Raw genomic sequence first — 16197 nt, 5'->3', positions numbered from 1 at the left:
GTCTAATCCGTCATTTCCGTGTTCCAGCTGGTGTTGGTGCTGTTGTCACGGACAAGCCGGACCGACGAGCTGCATGTGCTGTAGGATCGGTAACGGCTGGAACACGGAACCGGCGGATTCTGCGGAACCGCACGGATAAGCCAATCGGCGTCTGTGTGCCGTTCGACCACGGCGGGCGCCGAAAGCTCTCGGGGAGAATGTGACGCAACCCTGTCTCCGAACACGTCCGACCCTATCGCCAATCGAATTTCGGCGCAAACATTCATGTCTGCCGACTCGTTGCGATTTTCGGTCGGTCCCACCGAATCACCTCAGGAGCATTTCGATGAAGCGTACCATGCAGGTCGCGCTCGCGACGGCCGCACTCGCCCTCGTGCCACAGTTGGTGCAGGCGCAGGAGATGGAGAAGTCCACCGCCGTGAAGGGTGGCATTCAAATGAAGGGCTGGATGGGGAAGGTTGACGGCAAGGAAGCCAAGGCCGGACTGACCGTCGACAGCGCAAAGTTTGTGGCTATGGGCGCGGGCATGCACGCCACGACCGGCCCGGCGATCACGTACTGGAACCCCGAGATGAAGGGCAAGGGCGACTACGTCGTGAAAGCCACGTTCTCCGAGCGTGAGTACATGGGACTCAACAACCATCCGCACCCGTACGGTATCGTCATGGCCGGCAACGACATGGGCACCGACAACGAGTCCTTTCTGTATTGCGCGGCGTACGGCAACGGCAACTTCATCGTGCGCGGCATGGGCCCGGCGCCATTCCAGATGAACGGACCGCGTGGTGGCATGAGCGACGCCGTGCACAAGGCCGAAGCGAAGGGCAAGCCGGTAACGCAGGAGATCGCGATGCAGGTGAAGGGTGACAAGGTGTCGTGCATGATCAACGGCACGGAAGTGGCCACCTACAGCAAGGCCGAGCTGGTCGCGGCTGGCAAGCTCAAGAGCACTGATGGTGCCGTTGGATTCCGCATGGGTCACAACACCGATGCGCACATTGCCGGCTTCTCGATCGGCAAGCCGTGAGTAACACCGACACGGCGGCGCGCCAGTTGGACCGGCTTCGCGTCGCCGTTGTCGGCGCTGGTGCCATTGGCGGCGTGCTCGGTGCCCGTCTGCAGCAGGCCGGCCACGATGTCACGTTCATCGCTCGGGGCGCCACGTTGGCCGCTTTAAAGACACGCGGTCTCGTTCTTGAAAGCGTCGACGGCAACCTCACGTTGCCGTCGGTGCAGGTTACCGCCGATCCGAGCACCTTGGGCGTCGTAGATATCGTGCTCGTGTGCGTGAAGGCCACGCAGATCGCGAGCCTCGCACCGTCGTTGCGCCCGCTGGTCGGACCGTCCACGGCAGTGATCCCCGTCCAGAATGGGGTGGAGGCCAGCGGACTCTTGGCGGCCGCCTTGGGAGAGGGCAACGTGCTCGAGGGGTTGGGCCGGGTGCTGGTCGAGCAGGTCGACCCCGGACACATCCTCCACACCGCCGTCACCCCCATTGTCGAGTTTGGCCGCCGGGCCGGGGCGCCTGTGCAGTCGGCGGCCTATGTCCAGATTGACCGATTCGCCGCCGCCCTCCGGGGAGCCGGACTGGTCGCCATCCTGCCCGACGACATGGGTGTCGCCCTATGGGAAAAGTTCTTGTTTATCGAGCCCATCGGGGCCGTTGGTGCCGCCGCGCGCGTACCGTTCGGGGTCGTACGATCGGTGCCGGAATCACGCGCGCTGATCGACGCGGCGCTGCACGAAGTGCGAAAAGTGGGTCAGGCCGTTGGTGTGGCGTGGCCAGCCGATAGTATGGTTCGGGTATGGGCGCGCTACGATAGTCTGCCACCAGACGGTTCGACATCGTTGCAACGCGATCTCATGGCAGAACGACCGTCGGAGTTCGACGCACAGACCGGTGCCGTGGTGCGTATCGGACGTGCGCATGGCGTGCCAACGCCGGTGCACGACGTGCTGTATGCGGTGCTGCTGCCTACCGCGCAGCGCGCGACATACTGACCGACACGGACCGGTACCGATCACCCTTCGGACTCTCGACACACGAATCTGAACCGTGTCGCGCGCGGTGCTCGTCCATTGGATGGTGACCGCGCGTGGCGCATGGTCGCCATCTTCTGCCGACATGCTGAAACGCTCGGGCACGGGCGTTGCAACGTTTTCCAGCGACTTGGGTGATCCCGACGTAATTTCCATAGAGATCCGGCCTCCCGTCCTGCCGAATCATCGAACGAAGTGACTGGGCGACGCTATCGTGCGTCGCGATCCTTTTAGGAGTAGCCGGCATGAAGCTTCTGCTCGTGTTGTCCGGAATGATCACGTCGGTGACGATGGTTGCATCGTCGCCGCCGCCGACCAATCCGGTCACGACAACATCCGCCACACGGTCAACGCGCACGGACGTCGCGACGTCGGTGTCGGCGACGATCAGCACACGGCCGAGCGGCAGATTGCCTGCTGCACACCCGGTGTTGCATCCGATGCGTGCCACCAACACCACGGGTCGTGCGTTCACGCGTGCATCCGCCGGGGCGCGCGGCATCACGATGGGTGCGCTCGATGATGTAGTGCAGCAATATTGCGCCGGGTGTCACAACCCCAAGCAGCGTCGTGGTAATCTCGATCTCAAGAGCTACTCCGTCACGTCGGCGAGCGCCGCGTTGCCGACCTCGGAGAAGATGATCCGTAAGCTGCGCGCCCAGATGATGCCGCCGCCCGGATCGAAGCGTCCCACGGGCGACACCCTCGAGGCGCTGGTCGAAACACTCGAACGCGTGGTCGATGGGGCCGCGCCGGTCAATCCGGGTACGCGCACTTTCCAGCGCTTGAACCGCCCCGAGTACGAGCGCGTGATCCGCGATCTGCTCGGCCTCGAAGTGACATCCGGCGATTGGCTGCCGCTCGACACCAAGAGCGCGAACTTCGACAACATCTCCGATGTGCAGTTGCTATCGCCCACGCTTCTCGAAGGCTACCTGAACGCGGCCGCCGCCGTGAGCCGCATGGCGATCGGTGATCGCAAGGCGCTCGTGAGTCAGGCCACGTACAAGACGTCGCCGTTCGCGTCGCAGCATCCGTGGGATCACGTGGAAGGCACTCCGTACGGAACGCGCGGCGGCCTGGTTCTGCTGCATATGTTCCCGGCTGATGGTGAGTACGAATTCCGGCTCAACGTCGGGGGTGGCGTCGGTCGCCCCATGGAAGATCTCGACATCTCGATCGATGGCGATCGCGTCGCGATGCTACGCTACGATCGAGGCATCGCGCGCAACGGGGAATCGGCCGATGCGCCGCTCGGCGCCGACTACATCCGTAGTGAGCCCATCAAAGTGAAGGCGGGACAGCGCAAAGTGTCCGTCTCGTTCGCAAAGTCGGCGGAAGGTCCGTACGAAGATCTGATCAAGCCGCACGAATGGTCGCGTGCGTCCAGCGGCACCGGCGCCGCCGGCACCACCGAGCCGCCGCCCCTCTTGGAAGTGTTCGTGGCCGGCCCGTATCGCGTGACGGGGCTCTCCGACTCGCCGAGCCGTAAGCGTATCTTCACCTGCGCGCCCACGGCCGCCACACAGCAGCGTCTTTGCGCCGAGCAGATTTTCACGCGCCTTGGCACGCGCGCCTATCGTCGCCCGCTCACCGCGAACGACAAGACGAGCCTGATGAAGTTCTACGATCAGGGAGCCAAGACAGGCGGTGACAACGCGTTCGAAGAGGGCGTGCGGCTCGGGTTACAGGCGCTGCTCGCCAGCCCCTACTTCGTGTTCCGCTTCGAGAAGGAGCCCACGACCACGGCCGCGGGCACCGACTACACAATCGACGATCTCGAACTCGCCACGCGACTGTCGTTCTTCCTCTGGAGCACGATCCCTGATGATCGGTTGCTGGCGTCGGCTCGTGCGAAGACGTTGCACACGCCAGCGGTGTTTCAGGCGCAGGTGAAGCGGATGCTCGCGGATCCGCGTGCCGAAGCGCTGGCCACGCGCTTCGCCGCGCAGTGGCTGCGCTTGCAGGATCTCGAGAAGGTGCACCCTGATGCATTCCTGTTCCCCGACTTCGATCTCAAGCTTGCGCAGTCGATGCAGCGCGAGACCGAGCTGTTCTTCGAAGACGTCGTCCGCAAGGATCGCAGCGTACTCACGATGTTCAGCGCAGAGTCCACATTCGTGAACGAGCGCCTGGCGCGTCACTACGGCATCCCGAACGTGACGGGTGACGGTTTCCGGAAGGTGGCCTACGCCGACGATCAGCGCCGTGGCGTGCTCGGTCATGGCAGCGTGCTGGTGCAGACGTCGCTCGGCAATCGCACGTCTCCGGTGTTGCGCGGCAAATGGGTGATGGAAGTGCTGCTTGGCACGCCGCCGCCGCCGCCGCCGCCCGACATTCCCGACCTCGAGCAGACCGTCGGAACGAAGGAAGGCAAGCAGCTCACCACGCGCGAGCGTATGGAAATGCACCGTGCCAATCCGACCTGCCGCTCGTGCCACAATTTCATGGATCCGATCGGACTTGCGCTCGACAACTTCGACGTGACCGGAAAGCTGCGGTACCGCGAATTCGGCGCGCTGCTGGATACGCGTGGTCAGCTGTACGACGGCACCGCGCTGACCACGCCGATCGATCTCAGCAATGCACTGCTGAAGCGGCCGCTGCCGCTGATGCGCAACTTCACCGAGAACCTGATGGCGTACGCCTTGGGCCGTCGTGTCGAAGACTATGACCAGACCACGGTGCGGACGATCACGCGTGACGCCGAACGCAACAAGTACAAGTTTTCGTCGTTCGTGATGGGTGTGGTGAACAGCAAGGCCTTCCATAGCAAGCGCGCCGAGCCGGTGTCGGCTGATGCGTCTCACAACTGATCGAACTTTCAAGGAGATCGACCCATGTCGTTCATGACGCAGAAAGCCCTCCCTCGCCGCACATTCCTTCGGAACATGAGTGCCGTCATCGCACTCCCGTATCTCGATGCCATGGAACCGGCCGGCCGTTTCCTCGCCAAGGTCGGCGGCGCCGGCGCGCCGCTGATTGGTCACAAGCGCCTCGTCACCATCGAATCGGTGCACGGTGCCGCCGGATCGAACACGTGGGGCGCCTCGAAGTATCTGTGGGCGCCGAAGGGTGTGGGTCGTGACTTTACGCTGAACCCGGACGGTGCGCTCGCGCCGATGGAAGCGTGGAAGCACAAGATGTCGATCATCAGCAACACCGACGTGCGCATGGCCGAAGCATTCGACGCGCCGGAAATCGGCGGCGACCATTTCCGCTCCAGCGCGGTATTTCTCACGCAGTCGCACCCCAAGCAGACGCAGGGCTCCGATCTGTACGTCGGTACGTCGTTCGATCAGATCGTGGCGCGCAAGATCGGTCAGGATACGCCGATTCCGTCGATGCAGCTGTGCATCGAGAATCTCGATCAGGCCGGCGGCTGCTACTACAATTACGCCTGCGCGTACACGGACACGATCAGCTGGGCCTCGCCGACCGAACCGCTGCCGATGATTCGCAACCCGCGCGCGGCGTTCGACCTGCTGTTCGGTGCCGGGTCGAGCAACGCCGACCGTTCGGCTCGTCGCAAGGACAACGGCAGCATTCTGGATTGGGTCGTCGGCGAGATGTCGTCGCTCAAGCGTGAACTCGGCGCCACCGACCGTCGTCGCGTAGATCAGTATGTCGAGAACGTACGTGAGCTCGAGCGGCGCATCCAGAAGGTCGAAGCGAAGAACGCAAGTGGTGACGAGCGTCTGCTGCCGGAAGCGCCGGCCGGCGTGCCCGATTCGTTCGAAGAGCACATGAAGCTGATGTTCGACATCCAGGTGTTGGCGTTCCAATCGGACATGACACGCGTGTTCTCGTTCAAGACCGGCCGTGATGCGTCGAGCCGCACGTTCCCGGAGTCGGGCACCAATAAAGGCTTCCACCCGTCGTCGCACCACGGCGGCCGCGAGTCGGCGATTCTCGAGTTCAATCAGATCAATCGCTATCACATGTCGATGCTGCCGTACTTCCTGCAGCGCTTGCAGGACACGAAGGAAGGTGACGGTACGATGCTCGACAACACGACGATCCTGTACGGCTCGCCGATGGCCGACGGCAACATCCACAATCATCGCCGGTGCCCGTTGCTGCTCATGGGTGGTGATACCACCCTCGTGCCGGGCGGCACACACCTGCGCGCGCCGGACGGCACGCCGATGGCCGACGTGATGCTTTCGCTGCTGCACAAGTACAACATCGACGTGCCGAGCTTCGGTGACAGCCTGTCGCCCTTCGCGCTCTACGCTTGAGACGAACCATGATCGATCGAAACGGAGTGCGGGTCGGTGTCGCCGGTGCGCTCGTGTTGTTGTCGGGCGTGCTGTCACCGATCGCGGCCCAGGATACGAAGTCGGTAGTCCGGGTGGCTACATCCAGGCTCGAGACCAAGCTTGAAGCGAAGCCGGCGGCGCGTGTGGCACCGGCCGTGGCCGAAGCTGCCATGAAGGGTGACATCGCCAAGGTGCGCGCGTTGCTGGCGCAGCAGAGCGATGTGAATGTGGCGCAGGGCGATGGCATGACGGCGTTGCATTGGGCGGCCGATCGTGGTGACGTCGCGATGACCGCGCTGTTGCTCCGCTCTGGCGCAAAGCTCGCGGGTACCACGAGGAACGGCGGCTACACGCCGCTGCATGTGGCGGCGCGAGCCGGCCATGCGGCGGTGGTGCAGGCGCTGCTGGTGGCCGGTGCCGATGCGAACGTGCTCACGTCCACGGGTGCGACCGCGATGCATCTCGCGGCTTCGGCCGGTGATGCGGCGTCGGTGAAGGCGTTGCTGACGAAGAAGGCCGATCCGAACGCGCGCGAGTCGGCGTGGGGACAAACACCGCTGATGTTTGCGGCGGCCGAAAATCGTGGTGATGCGGTGCGTGCGCTGCTGGCGGGCGGCGCCGATGCGTCCATTCGCACGAAGATGGTCGATCTCACGGAGGAGTTGGCGCGACAGCAGGCGGCGGCGAAGAAGCGCAATGAGGTGCTCTTCTCGTATCTGCCGCAGAAGACGCGCGACTCGATCATAGACGCCTCGGCCAAGGCGACGGAGAAATTGATGGCCGATGCGGCCGCCGCACGCAATCGTGCCGCCGCTGCGTCGGGCATGGCGGCACCGGCGGCGCCTGCAACTCCGGCACCTGTTGTTGCCGCCCCCGCGCTCGCTGCGGTCCCTGTGGCTGCGGTCCCTGCTGCGAGTGCGCCGGCGGTTGCTGCGGCACCGGCGCCCAAGGCTGATCCTGCACTGCGTGGCTACAAAATCGGCGTGGCGGCTCCACCCACCGCAGATCTCACGCCGGCGCAGATCCAGCAAGCGATCGAAGCGGGTCGTGCGCTCTTCTCGGCTGGTCCGGTAGCCAAGTCCACCGAATCCGCCGAGCTGTTCGAAGGGCAGGTGTCTGGTTATGAAACGACCGTTGGTGGTATGGGTGGCATGACGGCGCTGCATCACGCCGCGCGACAGGGCAATACCGATGCGGCGCTGGCAATCCTCGATGGAGGCGCGAAGATCGATGAAGTGACCACCAGCGACAGTACCACGGCGCTGCTGATGGCGGCGATCAACGGCCAGTTCGATCTGGCGATGGTCCTGGTGAAGCGCGGCGCGAATGTGAAGATCGGCAGCAGTGCCGGTCTCACGCCGCTGTATTCGGCCCTGAACACGATGTGGGCACCGCGCTCGCGGTATCCGCAGCCGCAGTCGGTGCAGACACAGAAGGTCACGCACCTCGAACTGATGGACGCGATGCTGAAGGCTGGTGCGGATCCGAACGTCCGCCTCAAGAAGAACCTGTGGTTCTTTGCCTATAACAACTGCGGCAACGCCAACTGTGGACTCGAAGCGCTCGACGGCACGACACCCTTCTGGCGCGCGGCGTACGCGGTAGACGTCGAGGCGATGAAGCTGCTGAGGGATCGCGGTGCGATCGACACGCTGCCGTCGTTTCGCCCAGCCGCAGCCGCCCGCGCCAATAGGGCGCGAATCGCGGGTGGTGCAGGTGGAGCGGGTGGTCCAGGCGAGCTGCCTGGGGCGTTCGTGGTGCCGCCCGACATCGATTCCGCGTCGAAGGCCGTGCCTCCCGGTATCGGCGTGTATCCCGTTCATGCGGCGGCGGGCGTTGGTTACGGCAACGGCTTCGCTGGCAATTCCCATCGTCATGCCGCCGACGGGTGGATGCCGACCATGAAGTACCTCGTGGAAGTGCTGCATGCCGACGTGAATCAGCGTGATGTGAACGGCTACACGCCGCTGCACCACGCTGCCGCGCGCGGTGACAACGAGATGATCAAGTATTTGGTGAGCAAGGGCGCCGATCCCAAGGCCGTGGCCCGCAACGGCATGACCACGGTGGATATGGCGAACGGTCCGGTGCAGCGTTTACGACCGTTCCCCGAAACGATCCAGCTGCTCGAGAAGCTGGGCGCGAAGAACAGTCATCGCTGCGTGGCCTGCTGATTGCCAAGGGCGTCTTTCCATCGGTCGGGTCGCGTTCAACCACGACAGGACCCCATCACGCGCCCCTTCAACGTGAAGCCTCCGACGGCGAAAAGCTGTCGAGCTGAAGTTGTGCCATCCCAGTAGTGTCCCAACGTTTTTCAAAGGAGAACGAGTGGAATGGCCTCGAGATCAGAGTCTGAATGACTGGGTTGTGGCGTAAGTAGTTGATGGAGCGGGACTTGATCGAACAGGGCCACACTCAGGATCTGTAGAACTTCGTACACGCTCTGCCGGTCAAGTGGTAGACCTTGCTTCGCGATCCAGAGGTGTGTCTTCACCTGAACACGTGGGGACGCCACTCATGGTGTTGCTGTTCTTCGCGTGCCTTCGCGATCTTCGCGGACTTCGCGCGAACTGCGGTGCGTGCGGCTGCCTCGGAGCGGTCGGAGAGCCAGCTGGTTCGCGCGAAGCTCGCGGAGCACGCGAAGCGACGCGAAGAACAGCAAAATGAAGGAAAAGGGAATCGTGCCGACGGACGGGGGCGTGGCGAACCATCAATGCTGTTGTGGCTGTTCTTCGGTGCATGACGGTCCCGCGCGCCTCCGCGCAAAAGACCGACATTCAGCGCCTCGTCGTTCAAGTCGAGACCAGACAAAACGGCGCAGTTCCCCAGGAAAATCAACCACTTATACCGTTCCAATCCCAAAACGTTGGGACGCTACTGGTGCAATCCGTGAAGTGAGCGCGCGCGCCGTCAATGTAGGAACGCGCTCATCTTGTGGGGAAGGGAGAATCGTCCGTGCTGGCACGAACGCCCCGCTGCCACCTGCGCACATAGTGTCTGTCGACCGACGCCGGCCACCGTCACCGCCACAAGCGACGATCAGTTCTGCATCCAGATAAGCAGTGTGCCGCAGGGGGCGTTTCCACCGCGATTGAACTCGATGGGTGTGGACGCCACGGTGTAGAACTCGATTCCGGCGATCATGAAGGCATCGAGACTGCGAAGATCGAACAGCGGCAGTATCCCGCCGGTCTCGTATCGTACCACGTTGTCGACGATGACCTGCACGTAGCACCGCAACTTGCTCGGGTCGGCGTCAGGATGCAGCGTGATGTTACCACGCGCCGAGCCGGCCACGATCTTGCCATTCACATCCCACACGCGAAATCCGGCCACTTTGGAACGCAGTACGGCGTCGAGTGATCGCCCTTGCTGACGCACCAGTTCGTCGCGGGAGATGTATCTGCCCATCCCTGTCGCGCGTCGGCTTGCGAACTCCCCATACCACTCGTTGCGAGCATTCTCGCGATCTGCCATGCTGATCACGCGCTTCAGCACTCGCGGCAGCGGTTGGAGTTCCACGTCAACCTCGATCGGTAGACCCGACGTCAGGGAGACGGTGGCCCGAGCAGGCGTGTAACCCAGGGAGCGCACCAGCAACTCCTGTTCGCCTGCGCGCACGTCTTTCAGCGTAAACCGACCCAGCGAATCCGTGCGCGTCTCTCGCGCCGCAGTGAGTACCGCCACGACCGCGTCAGCGATCGGGCGTCCCGATTCCGTGCTCAGCACCCGTCCGCTGATCGAACCGCCTTGCGCAGACAGCAACGTCGAGCTCGTGAGCCCTGCGATCGAAGCAGCGATCGCGACCGCCGCGACCATCGCCCCTCGCGAGTTCACACGGAGGCAGAGCAGTGGATTCGTCCTCGGAGCGCTCATTGCGGTGTGCTTGCGTATGAGATCGGCACGCGCCTGCCAGGCACGATAACGCGAGGCGGAAGCTCAGGTAGAGCGCCTGGGCGGCAGGAGTGTTCTCGGATGAAGAAAACTCGTACGTCTCATGCCCGGCGTGAAGTAGCGATGGAACGAGTCGCCGTCCGACGAACGTACGATATCTGCGCGCTACGGCACTCCCCCGCGACCACAAGGGATACAACGGAGTGCGGGAGGGTCGGTTCGACTTGCCCGACGCCGCCCGGCGGCGTGACAAGACCGGCACGGACAAGCGATCCGCGCGAATGAGTGACTACCTGCTGCCAGTCGTGTCCCGACGTTTTGCAGAGGAGAACGAGGAGAAGGGGCTCGAAATCAGCGTCTGAATAACCAGGTGGTGGCGTACGTAGTTGATGGAGCGGGACTTGTGCGAACAAGGCCACACGCAGGATCTGTAGCATTTCGCACGCGTTGTCGGTCATGCGGTAGACCTTGCTTCGCGATCCAGAGGTGCGTTTTCACCGCGTACTCTCGCGATCTTCGCGGACTTCGCGCGAACGGCGGTGCTGACGGCTGCCACGGAGCGATCGGAGAGCCAGCTGGTTCGCGCGAAGCTCGCGGAGCACGCGAAGCGACGCGAAGAACAGCAACATGATGGAAATGGGCATCGTGCCGACGGACGGGGGGCGCGGCGAACGACCACGCCTGTTGTAGCGGTTCTTCGGTGCAGGACGGCCCCGCGCGCCTCCGCGCAAAAGACCGACATGCAGCGCCTCGTCGTTCACGTCGAGACCAGACAAAACGACGCCGTTCCCCACAACAAACCAACCACCTACACCGTTCTAATCCCGAAACGTTGGGACGCTACTGACCTGCTGCCGAAGATGCTCGATGAATCGTGTTCAGGCCTCACGCGGGCGATTGGCTGATGTGATCGATCAGGCGGGTCGTTGCCGGAAGCCCTACGACTGTACGCATTCAGCCTGCTCCGAGGTGGGGGTCCCGGTAACGTCTACTTCTTCTTTCAGTCCATTGACTGAAGAGTATTTGGACTAGCCCGGTCGTAGATCCTACGGCTTCTTCTCGCCGGCGAGGAGAAGCCCGATGTGGCTCTGCGCCTGCTGCAGCCCACCTTCGCCGTCGCCCCAACCGATGCGGCCGTCGGCGTCGTTGTCCGAGCCCGCGATGAACTGATCGCAGATGGAAACGAGCTGCGCCAACAGCGCGGCCGCCGCTGCGGCCGTCGTCGCGGCCTGAATCTGCCTAGCGATGGCAATGGCCTGATCAGCACGCGTCATCGCGCTCCGCGCGGCGGTCGCGATATGCGTGGCGTGGGTCTTCACGTTCGCTGATGCCGTAGGTTCCTTGGCCGCCAGCTCCACGTGCTGCGCAATGCCACCGGCCGCGCGCTTCATGCCGAAGCCCTTGCCGGGGCCGCTGGGAGCCTGCGTGGGGTCGATCGCATGAATCACGTGCCCCGCGTGCGTCTGCATGGACTGCAGATTGTCCGGCGTGCGCGCGGCAAACGCGGCGTGCTGTGCCGCGATCTTCGCTTCGACCAGCGCCATCGGTAGGAAACCGGATTTGTCGGGCGTATCCATGAAGCTCGAGACCACGTGGCCCAGGTGCGTGCCCACGAGTCCCGGAGGCAGCGACGACGCAGCTACGGCGCCCAGTGCCAACGGTGCGGCGGCCATCACGCCCGGCAGTGGCGCGCCCGTGACCACCGAGAGGATGCTGTCGAACTGGCTGCGCAGTGTCGCATTGCTGCTCACCATAAAACGACGCTTCGAGAACACGGAGTCGGCCATCCCCTTCGTGGCGAGCGCTTCGGTGATCATCTCGCGCTTCTTGTGCTGCAGCTCGAGCTGCGCCTCTTTCGTCTTGTTCTTCTGCTGGGCCGCCTTGTTGTCGCTCGAATCGTGAATGGCGGAGACGATCAGATGCGCTTCCACCAACGCTCGCACTTCGGCGAGCGTAAGAGGGGGTGCCACCGCTGGGGCGCTCTGACCGGCGCTCTGTGCGGCGAGTGGCGCAGTGAAGGCTGCGGCCGAAACGAGGGCCGCTGAGAAGGTCAGCGCCAGAACGGAAGACGGGCGGACAGGGAGGGCCATGGCGTCCGGGAGGTGAGAGTCGATCGGGGCCTGCGTTTACGCGCCCTGCGTTCACGCGCCCTGCGACACTATACGCATTCGACCCGCACTCCGCTCTGGCGAAGTAAAGATTTTGACGGCATCGTCCGGCATTACCGATCGATCACCCCCGAGTTCTCCAACCGTTCAACCGTTCCGAGGCACCGCAATGACCCGAGGCATACTCTCGCGCGCGCCACATCGCATCGCGATCCTGGGCGCCGCGCTGGCCAGCGCTGTGGCGTCCGTCGCCCTCAGCAGCACGGCCAGCGCCCAGGGTGGCGCTCAGCCCGCCACCGCCCGTGATCCGCGCAACATGGGCGGCGGTACCTGCTCGGCCAATCCGTACAACTGCGTAGATGCGGTGAATCCGCTCCGCGCGCCGGACACCGTGTGGATGGAAGAGATGACGTGGATGGACGTCCGCGATGCGATGAAAGCCGGCAAGACCACGGCGATCATCGCCACTGGTGGCATGGAGCCGAACGGTCCCTGGCTCGTGACTGGCAAGCACAATTATGTGTTACACACGAACTGTGACGCGATTGCGCGGAAGCTGGGCAATGCGCTGTGCGCTCCGATCGTGAAGTTCGTGCCCGAGGGCAACATCAGTCCGGCCAGCGGACACATGGTGTCTCCGGGCACGATCAGCATGCGTGAAGAGACGTTCCGCATGCTGCTCACCGATCTCGTGGCCAGCCTCAAGGCGCACGGCTTCACCAAGATCATCCTGATCGGGGACAGCGGTGGCAATCAGGCGGGGCAACGTTGGCTGGCCGATTCGGTGACCAAGATCTGGCAGGGAACGCCGATCGTGGCGCACATTCAGGAGTACTACGACTACGCCAGCGTCGCGAAACACATGGAGCAGTTCGGTATCAATCAGACGGTGGCCGAAGGGCTGCACGACGATGCGGAAATCTCGCTCAACATGTTCATCGATGATCCCAAGTCCATTCGCTACGACGAACGCGCCAAGGCGAAGCTGCTGACGATCAACGGGGTTTCCTTGGCCGACCGCAAGAAGGCGACGGCATGGGCGAAGCAGATCGTGGAGTTCCGCACCAAGGTCACGATCGAAGCAATCGACAAGGCCACGGCCAACAAGGGGACGCTTCCCGCACCGCCGCGTCGCACCGGCGGAAACTAGCGTCCGCGCGTCGGCATCACGGTATCTCGTTTCGATGCATTGATCGCGCGCATCCCGAACAAAGACTTTTCTTTGTTCGGGATGTGCCATGCTTTGAGTACGGTCAACGCGCGGAGTTGGCCCGCCGCGGTTTTTCCGTCGAACGGGGCGGGGCGGTCGTCATTTCGAATGCGACGACGTTATGCGTTCCGTCGAGCCCAGTTCATAACATCGGTGGATCGGCTCTGGGAATCGATCAGAACGTCGCCAATGTCTGCAGTCCGTACGTCATAACGTTGCAGGTGTTTTGCAATGCCTGCGCTAATCCGGGAGGCCACCTCTCCGTCATATGGCCCCCCCGTCTGTACGGAAACGTGCAGCAGCAACAGTGCCGCCCTCGTACCAATTCGGAACATCTCCCGCATGAGCCGATCAAGGTTGGGCATCTCAAATGTGGGATCATCCGTCATGTCGAACGCGTGTCGACACAACACGATATCAAACGTATTGCTCCGGAGAACACTCCCCCATTCCGAACCCTGCAGCGAGAGGACCGGTATGTTGGGGCATACCCGCTCCGCGAGGCGCGTCGCCCGGACCGCATAGCCCGCGACCGGCGACACGAGCGACAAAGACGCCAGGGTGGGGCAGGCGCGAGCCGCGCGGAGGGCTGCGCGCGGTGTGGGATAGCCGAGGATCGCAATGCGCTTTGGGACAGGGTCCAGCAGCGTTCCCATGAGCTCATGGACGGAAGCTTTTCGGGGGAAGTCGAGCCTGAGAACGGTTCGCCATGGGTCAGGCGCCGGCGCTACTGGGGTGCGGAGCGTTTGAAGCATGGAGGCAGACTTGGCAATGTTCGCGCCAACAGCAAGCTCGACAATAACCTTCTTTTTTTGCGGGCGACGCACCGCACCGGACAGTTCGTCAGCCCTATCAGACGAGGGGAGGACAACATGGCTCACCGAGGGTGACGAAGTAGCCTTCCCATCCAGTGCCTCAGCGTCATGATCGCATCGTCGTGGCGCTGTGGCGCTGTGGCGAAACATCTGGTGGCCTTCGAATTGCTAGACGTACCGTTCATGGTACATCGCGACGCCGCCTTTATCGAACATCCGTTTTCTCACGCGCACTCGCACGCCAGCGGGCAATCCCCACGCCCCGCATCGGCGGCTGTGCCCACCATGATCTGGCCAGATTTCGGACTGCCACCCGAGGCACAGGTCGACTCGCTGACGACCGTGCAGGTGCTGTCTCTGCACATGCGGCCCATGGATCTGCACAGCGCCTTGGCGACACTGCGCCTGACTGTCCGGATACCTACCAATGCGGCTGGAAGTCTAGACTTGGCGGTCGCGCCGGTGCACACCGATACGGCAACGGTTCGCATTCTTCGAACGCATGCTCACGAAAAAGGCTGTGACGCGAGTGGTTGCCAACTGCTACTCGCGTTGACCAGCGCTGGGCTGACGGAACTATCGTTCGACTTGCGGATCGCCGGCCCGAGAATTAGCATGCTTCCTCCCGCGTTGCATGTGCGGGCTACGGTGGTGACTCACGCCACGGGTGTCATCAACGAGGCCACGTCGATCAGGGTGCTTACGCCGCAATTTGCGCATTTCGGCTGAAGCCGATCAGTCTTTTCGGTGGACGCCGATCACTGCGTGAGTTAAACGCACGGGTCTTACTCCGGTCCACTTTCCCCGGGACGCTTTGCCCGAAGAACAGTGGTGCCAGCCTCTAGACTCCCGATGCGACGGATGTCCTAGGTGCTCCGCCAGTATGACCAGCGGCTCAGCCAGCGGGCAATAGCCCGAGCGCTGGGCATCCCCAGAGTCCCGTCCACGAGTACCTCCGCCGGTTTCGGGGGTTGGGCGTGGCGTGGCCCATCCCGGCGGCGCTGGATGATGTCGCGGTCGAGGCGCGGCAGCTGCTCTGGATCGAGTACACGCAGCGCCAGCCGACGGGCGATCAATACACGCAATGCGCCAGCACAATTACGAGTGAACGACGGCGCGGCGTCAAGGGTACACTGCCGGGAGAAGGCCTTCGTCGACGACCCCGGGCTCACGATGCCCATCGTGGATGTCACGGCGGGGGACACGCGCGAGGCGCAGATCTTTGTCGGCGCGCTGGGTGCCAGTCCTCTGATGTATGCCGAGGCGACGTGGACCCAGTCGCTTCCCGACTGGATAGGCTGTCATGTGCGGATGCTGGAGGAGTTCGGTGGCGTGCCGGCGCTGTTCGTGCCCGATCATCGGAAGGCGGGCGTCACGTCCGTGCTACGACGACCCCGTAGTGTATGCGACGTATCAGGATGTCGCGACGCACGACGGGACCGCGATCTTGACCGCTACTCGTGCGGCATCCGCGCGACAAGGCCACGATGGAAACTGCGGTGCAGATCGTCGAGCGCGAGCTCCTGGCGCCATTGCGGCACGACGTCTTTCACGCGCTCGCGGAGCTCCAGCACGCGATGGCCTTTGCGCTGGACCGCCTTAACGCGCGGCCGTTTCAGCAACTCGCCGGCAGTCAGCGCCGTGTCTTCGAGGCGACCGACCGCGCGGCGCTCCGACCGCTGCCGCCCGCGCGGTACGAGCTCGCGGTATGGAAATCGGCGAAGGTCAGCATCGACGATCACCTCTCCGTCGCGGGCCATTTGTACCTGTCCGGATCGCGTGCCTTATCGGTTCGTCGGCGCGCAGGTTACCGTGCGGCTCGAAGCCACGTGTGTCCGCGCGCGCGGCGCAGACGATGCGCGATCGCG

The 16197-nt window shown here is 63.4% G+C and carries 13 protein-coding genes; 8 read left to right on the top strand and 5 right to left on the bottom strand.

From position 1 onward, the window contains the following. Window positions 1–325 precede the first annotated feature (325 nt). The 5 genes from ACESNG_RS02650 (at window position 326) to ACESNG_RS02630 (ending at window position 8476) form a co-directional block, all read left to right on the top strand. Window positions 326–1027, top strand: coding sequence for a hypothetical protein (locus ACESNG_RS02650; RefSeq protein ID WP_373061437.1), 702 nt, complete (start codon window positions 326–328; stop codon window positions 1025–1027). Further along, complete coding sequence (locus ACESNG_RS02645; protein ID WP_373067690.1) at window positions 1024–2001, top strand: 2-dehydropantoate 2-reductase; 978 nt, start codon at window positions 1024–1026, stop codon at window positions 1999–2001. The genes ACESNG_RS02650 and ACESNG_RS02645 overlap by 4 nt, the downstream gene beginning before the upstream one ends. A gap of 284 nt (window positions 2002–2285) precedes the next feature. Then, window positions 2286–4856 carry a DUF1592 domain-containing protein gene (locus tag ACESNG_RS02640; RefSeq protein WP_373061433.1) on the top strand — a complete coding sequence of 857 codons (2571 nt, stop codon included), beginning with the start codon at window positions 2286–2288 and terminating at the stop codon, window positions 4854–4856. 24 nt (window positions 4857–4880) lie between these two features. Further along, window positions 4881–6281: a DUF1552 domain-containing protein gene (locus ACESNG_RS02635; RefSeq protein ID WP_373061431.1), complete on the top strand. Its 1401-nt coding sequence runs from the start codon at window positions 4881–4883 to the stop codon at window positions 6279–6281. 8 nt (window positions 6282–6289) lie between these two features. Further along, window positions 6290–8476 carry an ankyrin repeat domain-containing protein gene (locus ACESNG_RS02630; protein ID WP_373067688.1) on the top strand — a complete coding sequence of 729 codons (2187 nt, stop codon included), beginning with the start codon at window positions 6290–6292 and terminating at the stop codon, window positions 8474–8476. Window positions 8477–9341: 865 nt separating this feature from the next. Here ACESNG_RS02630 and ACESNG_RS02625 read toward each other — a convergent pair. Further along, complete coding sequence (locus ACESNG_RS02625; RefSeq protein WP_373061427.1) at window positions 9342–10178, bottom strand: carboxypeptidase-like regulatory domain-containing protein; 837 nt, start codon at window positions 10176–10178, stop codon at window positions 9342–9344. 242 nt (window positions 10179–10420) lie between these two features. Here ACESNG_RS02625 and ACESNG_RS02620 point away from each other — a divergent pair, with 242 nt between their 5' ends. Then, window positions 10421–10558 carry a hypothetical protein gene (locus ACESNG_RS02620; RefSeq protein ID WP_373061425.1) on the top strand — a complete coding sequence of 46 codons (138 nt, stop codon included), beginning with the start codon at window positions 10421–10423 and terminating at the stop codon, window positions 10556–10558. 132 nt (window positions 10559–10690) lie between these two features. On the opposite strand, the gene ACESNG_RS02615 is transcribed toward ACESNG_RS02620, so the two are convergent. Together ACESNG_RS02615 and ACESNG_RS02610 are read right to left on the bottom strand one after the other, a co-directional pair. After that, on the bottom strand, window positions 10691–10840 hold the full coding sequence (locus ACESNG_RS02615; protein ID WP_373061423.1) for a hypothetical protein: 150 nt from the start codon (window positions 10838–10840) through the stop codon (window positions 10691–10693). Between the two features lie 402 nt (window positions 10841–11242). After that, window positions 11243–12286 carry a hypothetical protein gene (locus ACESNG_RS02610; RefSeq protein WP_373061421.1) on the bottom strand — a complete coding sequence of 348 codons (1044 nt, stop codon included), beginning with the start codon at window positions 12284–12286 and terminating at the stop codon, window positions 11243–11245. Between the two features lie 187 nt (window positions 12287–12473). Here ACESNG_RS02610 and ACESNG_RS02605 point away from each other — a divergent pair, with 187 nt between their 5' ends. Then, window positions 12474–13454 carry a creatininase family protein gene (locus ACESNG_RS02605; RefSeq protein WP_373061419.1) on the top strand — a complete coding sequence of 327 codons (981 nt, stop codon included), beginning with the start codon at window positions 12474–12476 and terminating at the stop codon, window positions 13452–13454. Between the two features lie 983 nt (window positions 13455–14437). Then, on the top strand, window positions 14438–15058 hold the full coding sequence (locus ACESNG_RS02600; protein WP_373067686.1) for a hypothetical protein: 621 nt from the start codon (window positions 14438–14440) through the stop codon (window positions 15056–15058). A gap of 137 nt (window positions 15059–15195) precedes the next feature. On the opposite strand, the gene ACESNG_RS02595 is transcribed toward ACESNG_RS02600, so the two are convergent. Together ACESNG_RS02595 and ACESNG_RS02590 are read right to left on the bottom strand one after the other, a co-directional pair. Next, on the bottom strand, window positions 15196–15522 hold the full coding sequence (locus ACESNG_RS02595) for a hypothetical protein (protein ID WP_373067684.1): 327 nt from the start codon (window positions 15520–15522) through the stop codon (window positions 15196–15198). Window positions 15523–15783: 261 nt separating this feature from the next. Continuing rightward, window positions 15784–16089, bottom strand: coding sequence for a hypothetical protein (locus ACESNG_RS02590; RefSeq protein ID WP_373061415.1), 306 nt, complete (start codon window positions 16087–16089; stop codon window positions 15784–15786). Window positions 16090–16197: the final 108 nt, after the last annotated feature.

This window comes from Gemmatimonas sp., assembly GCF_041689975.1.
GTDB lineage: Bacteria > Gemmatimonadota > Gemmatimonadetes > Gemmatimonadales > Gemmatimonadaceae > Gemmatimonas.
This window is presented reverse-complemented; position numbering and strand designations above follow the sequence as displayed.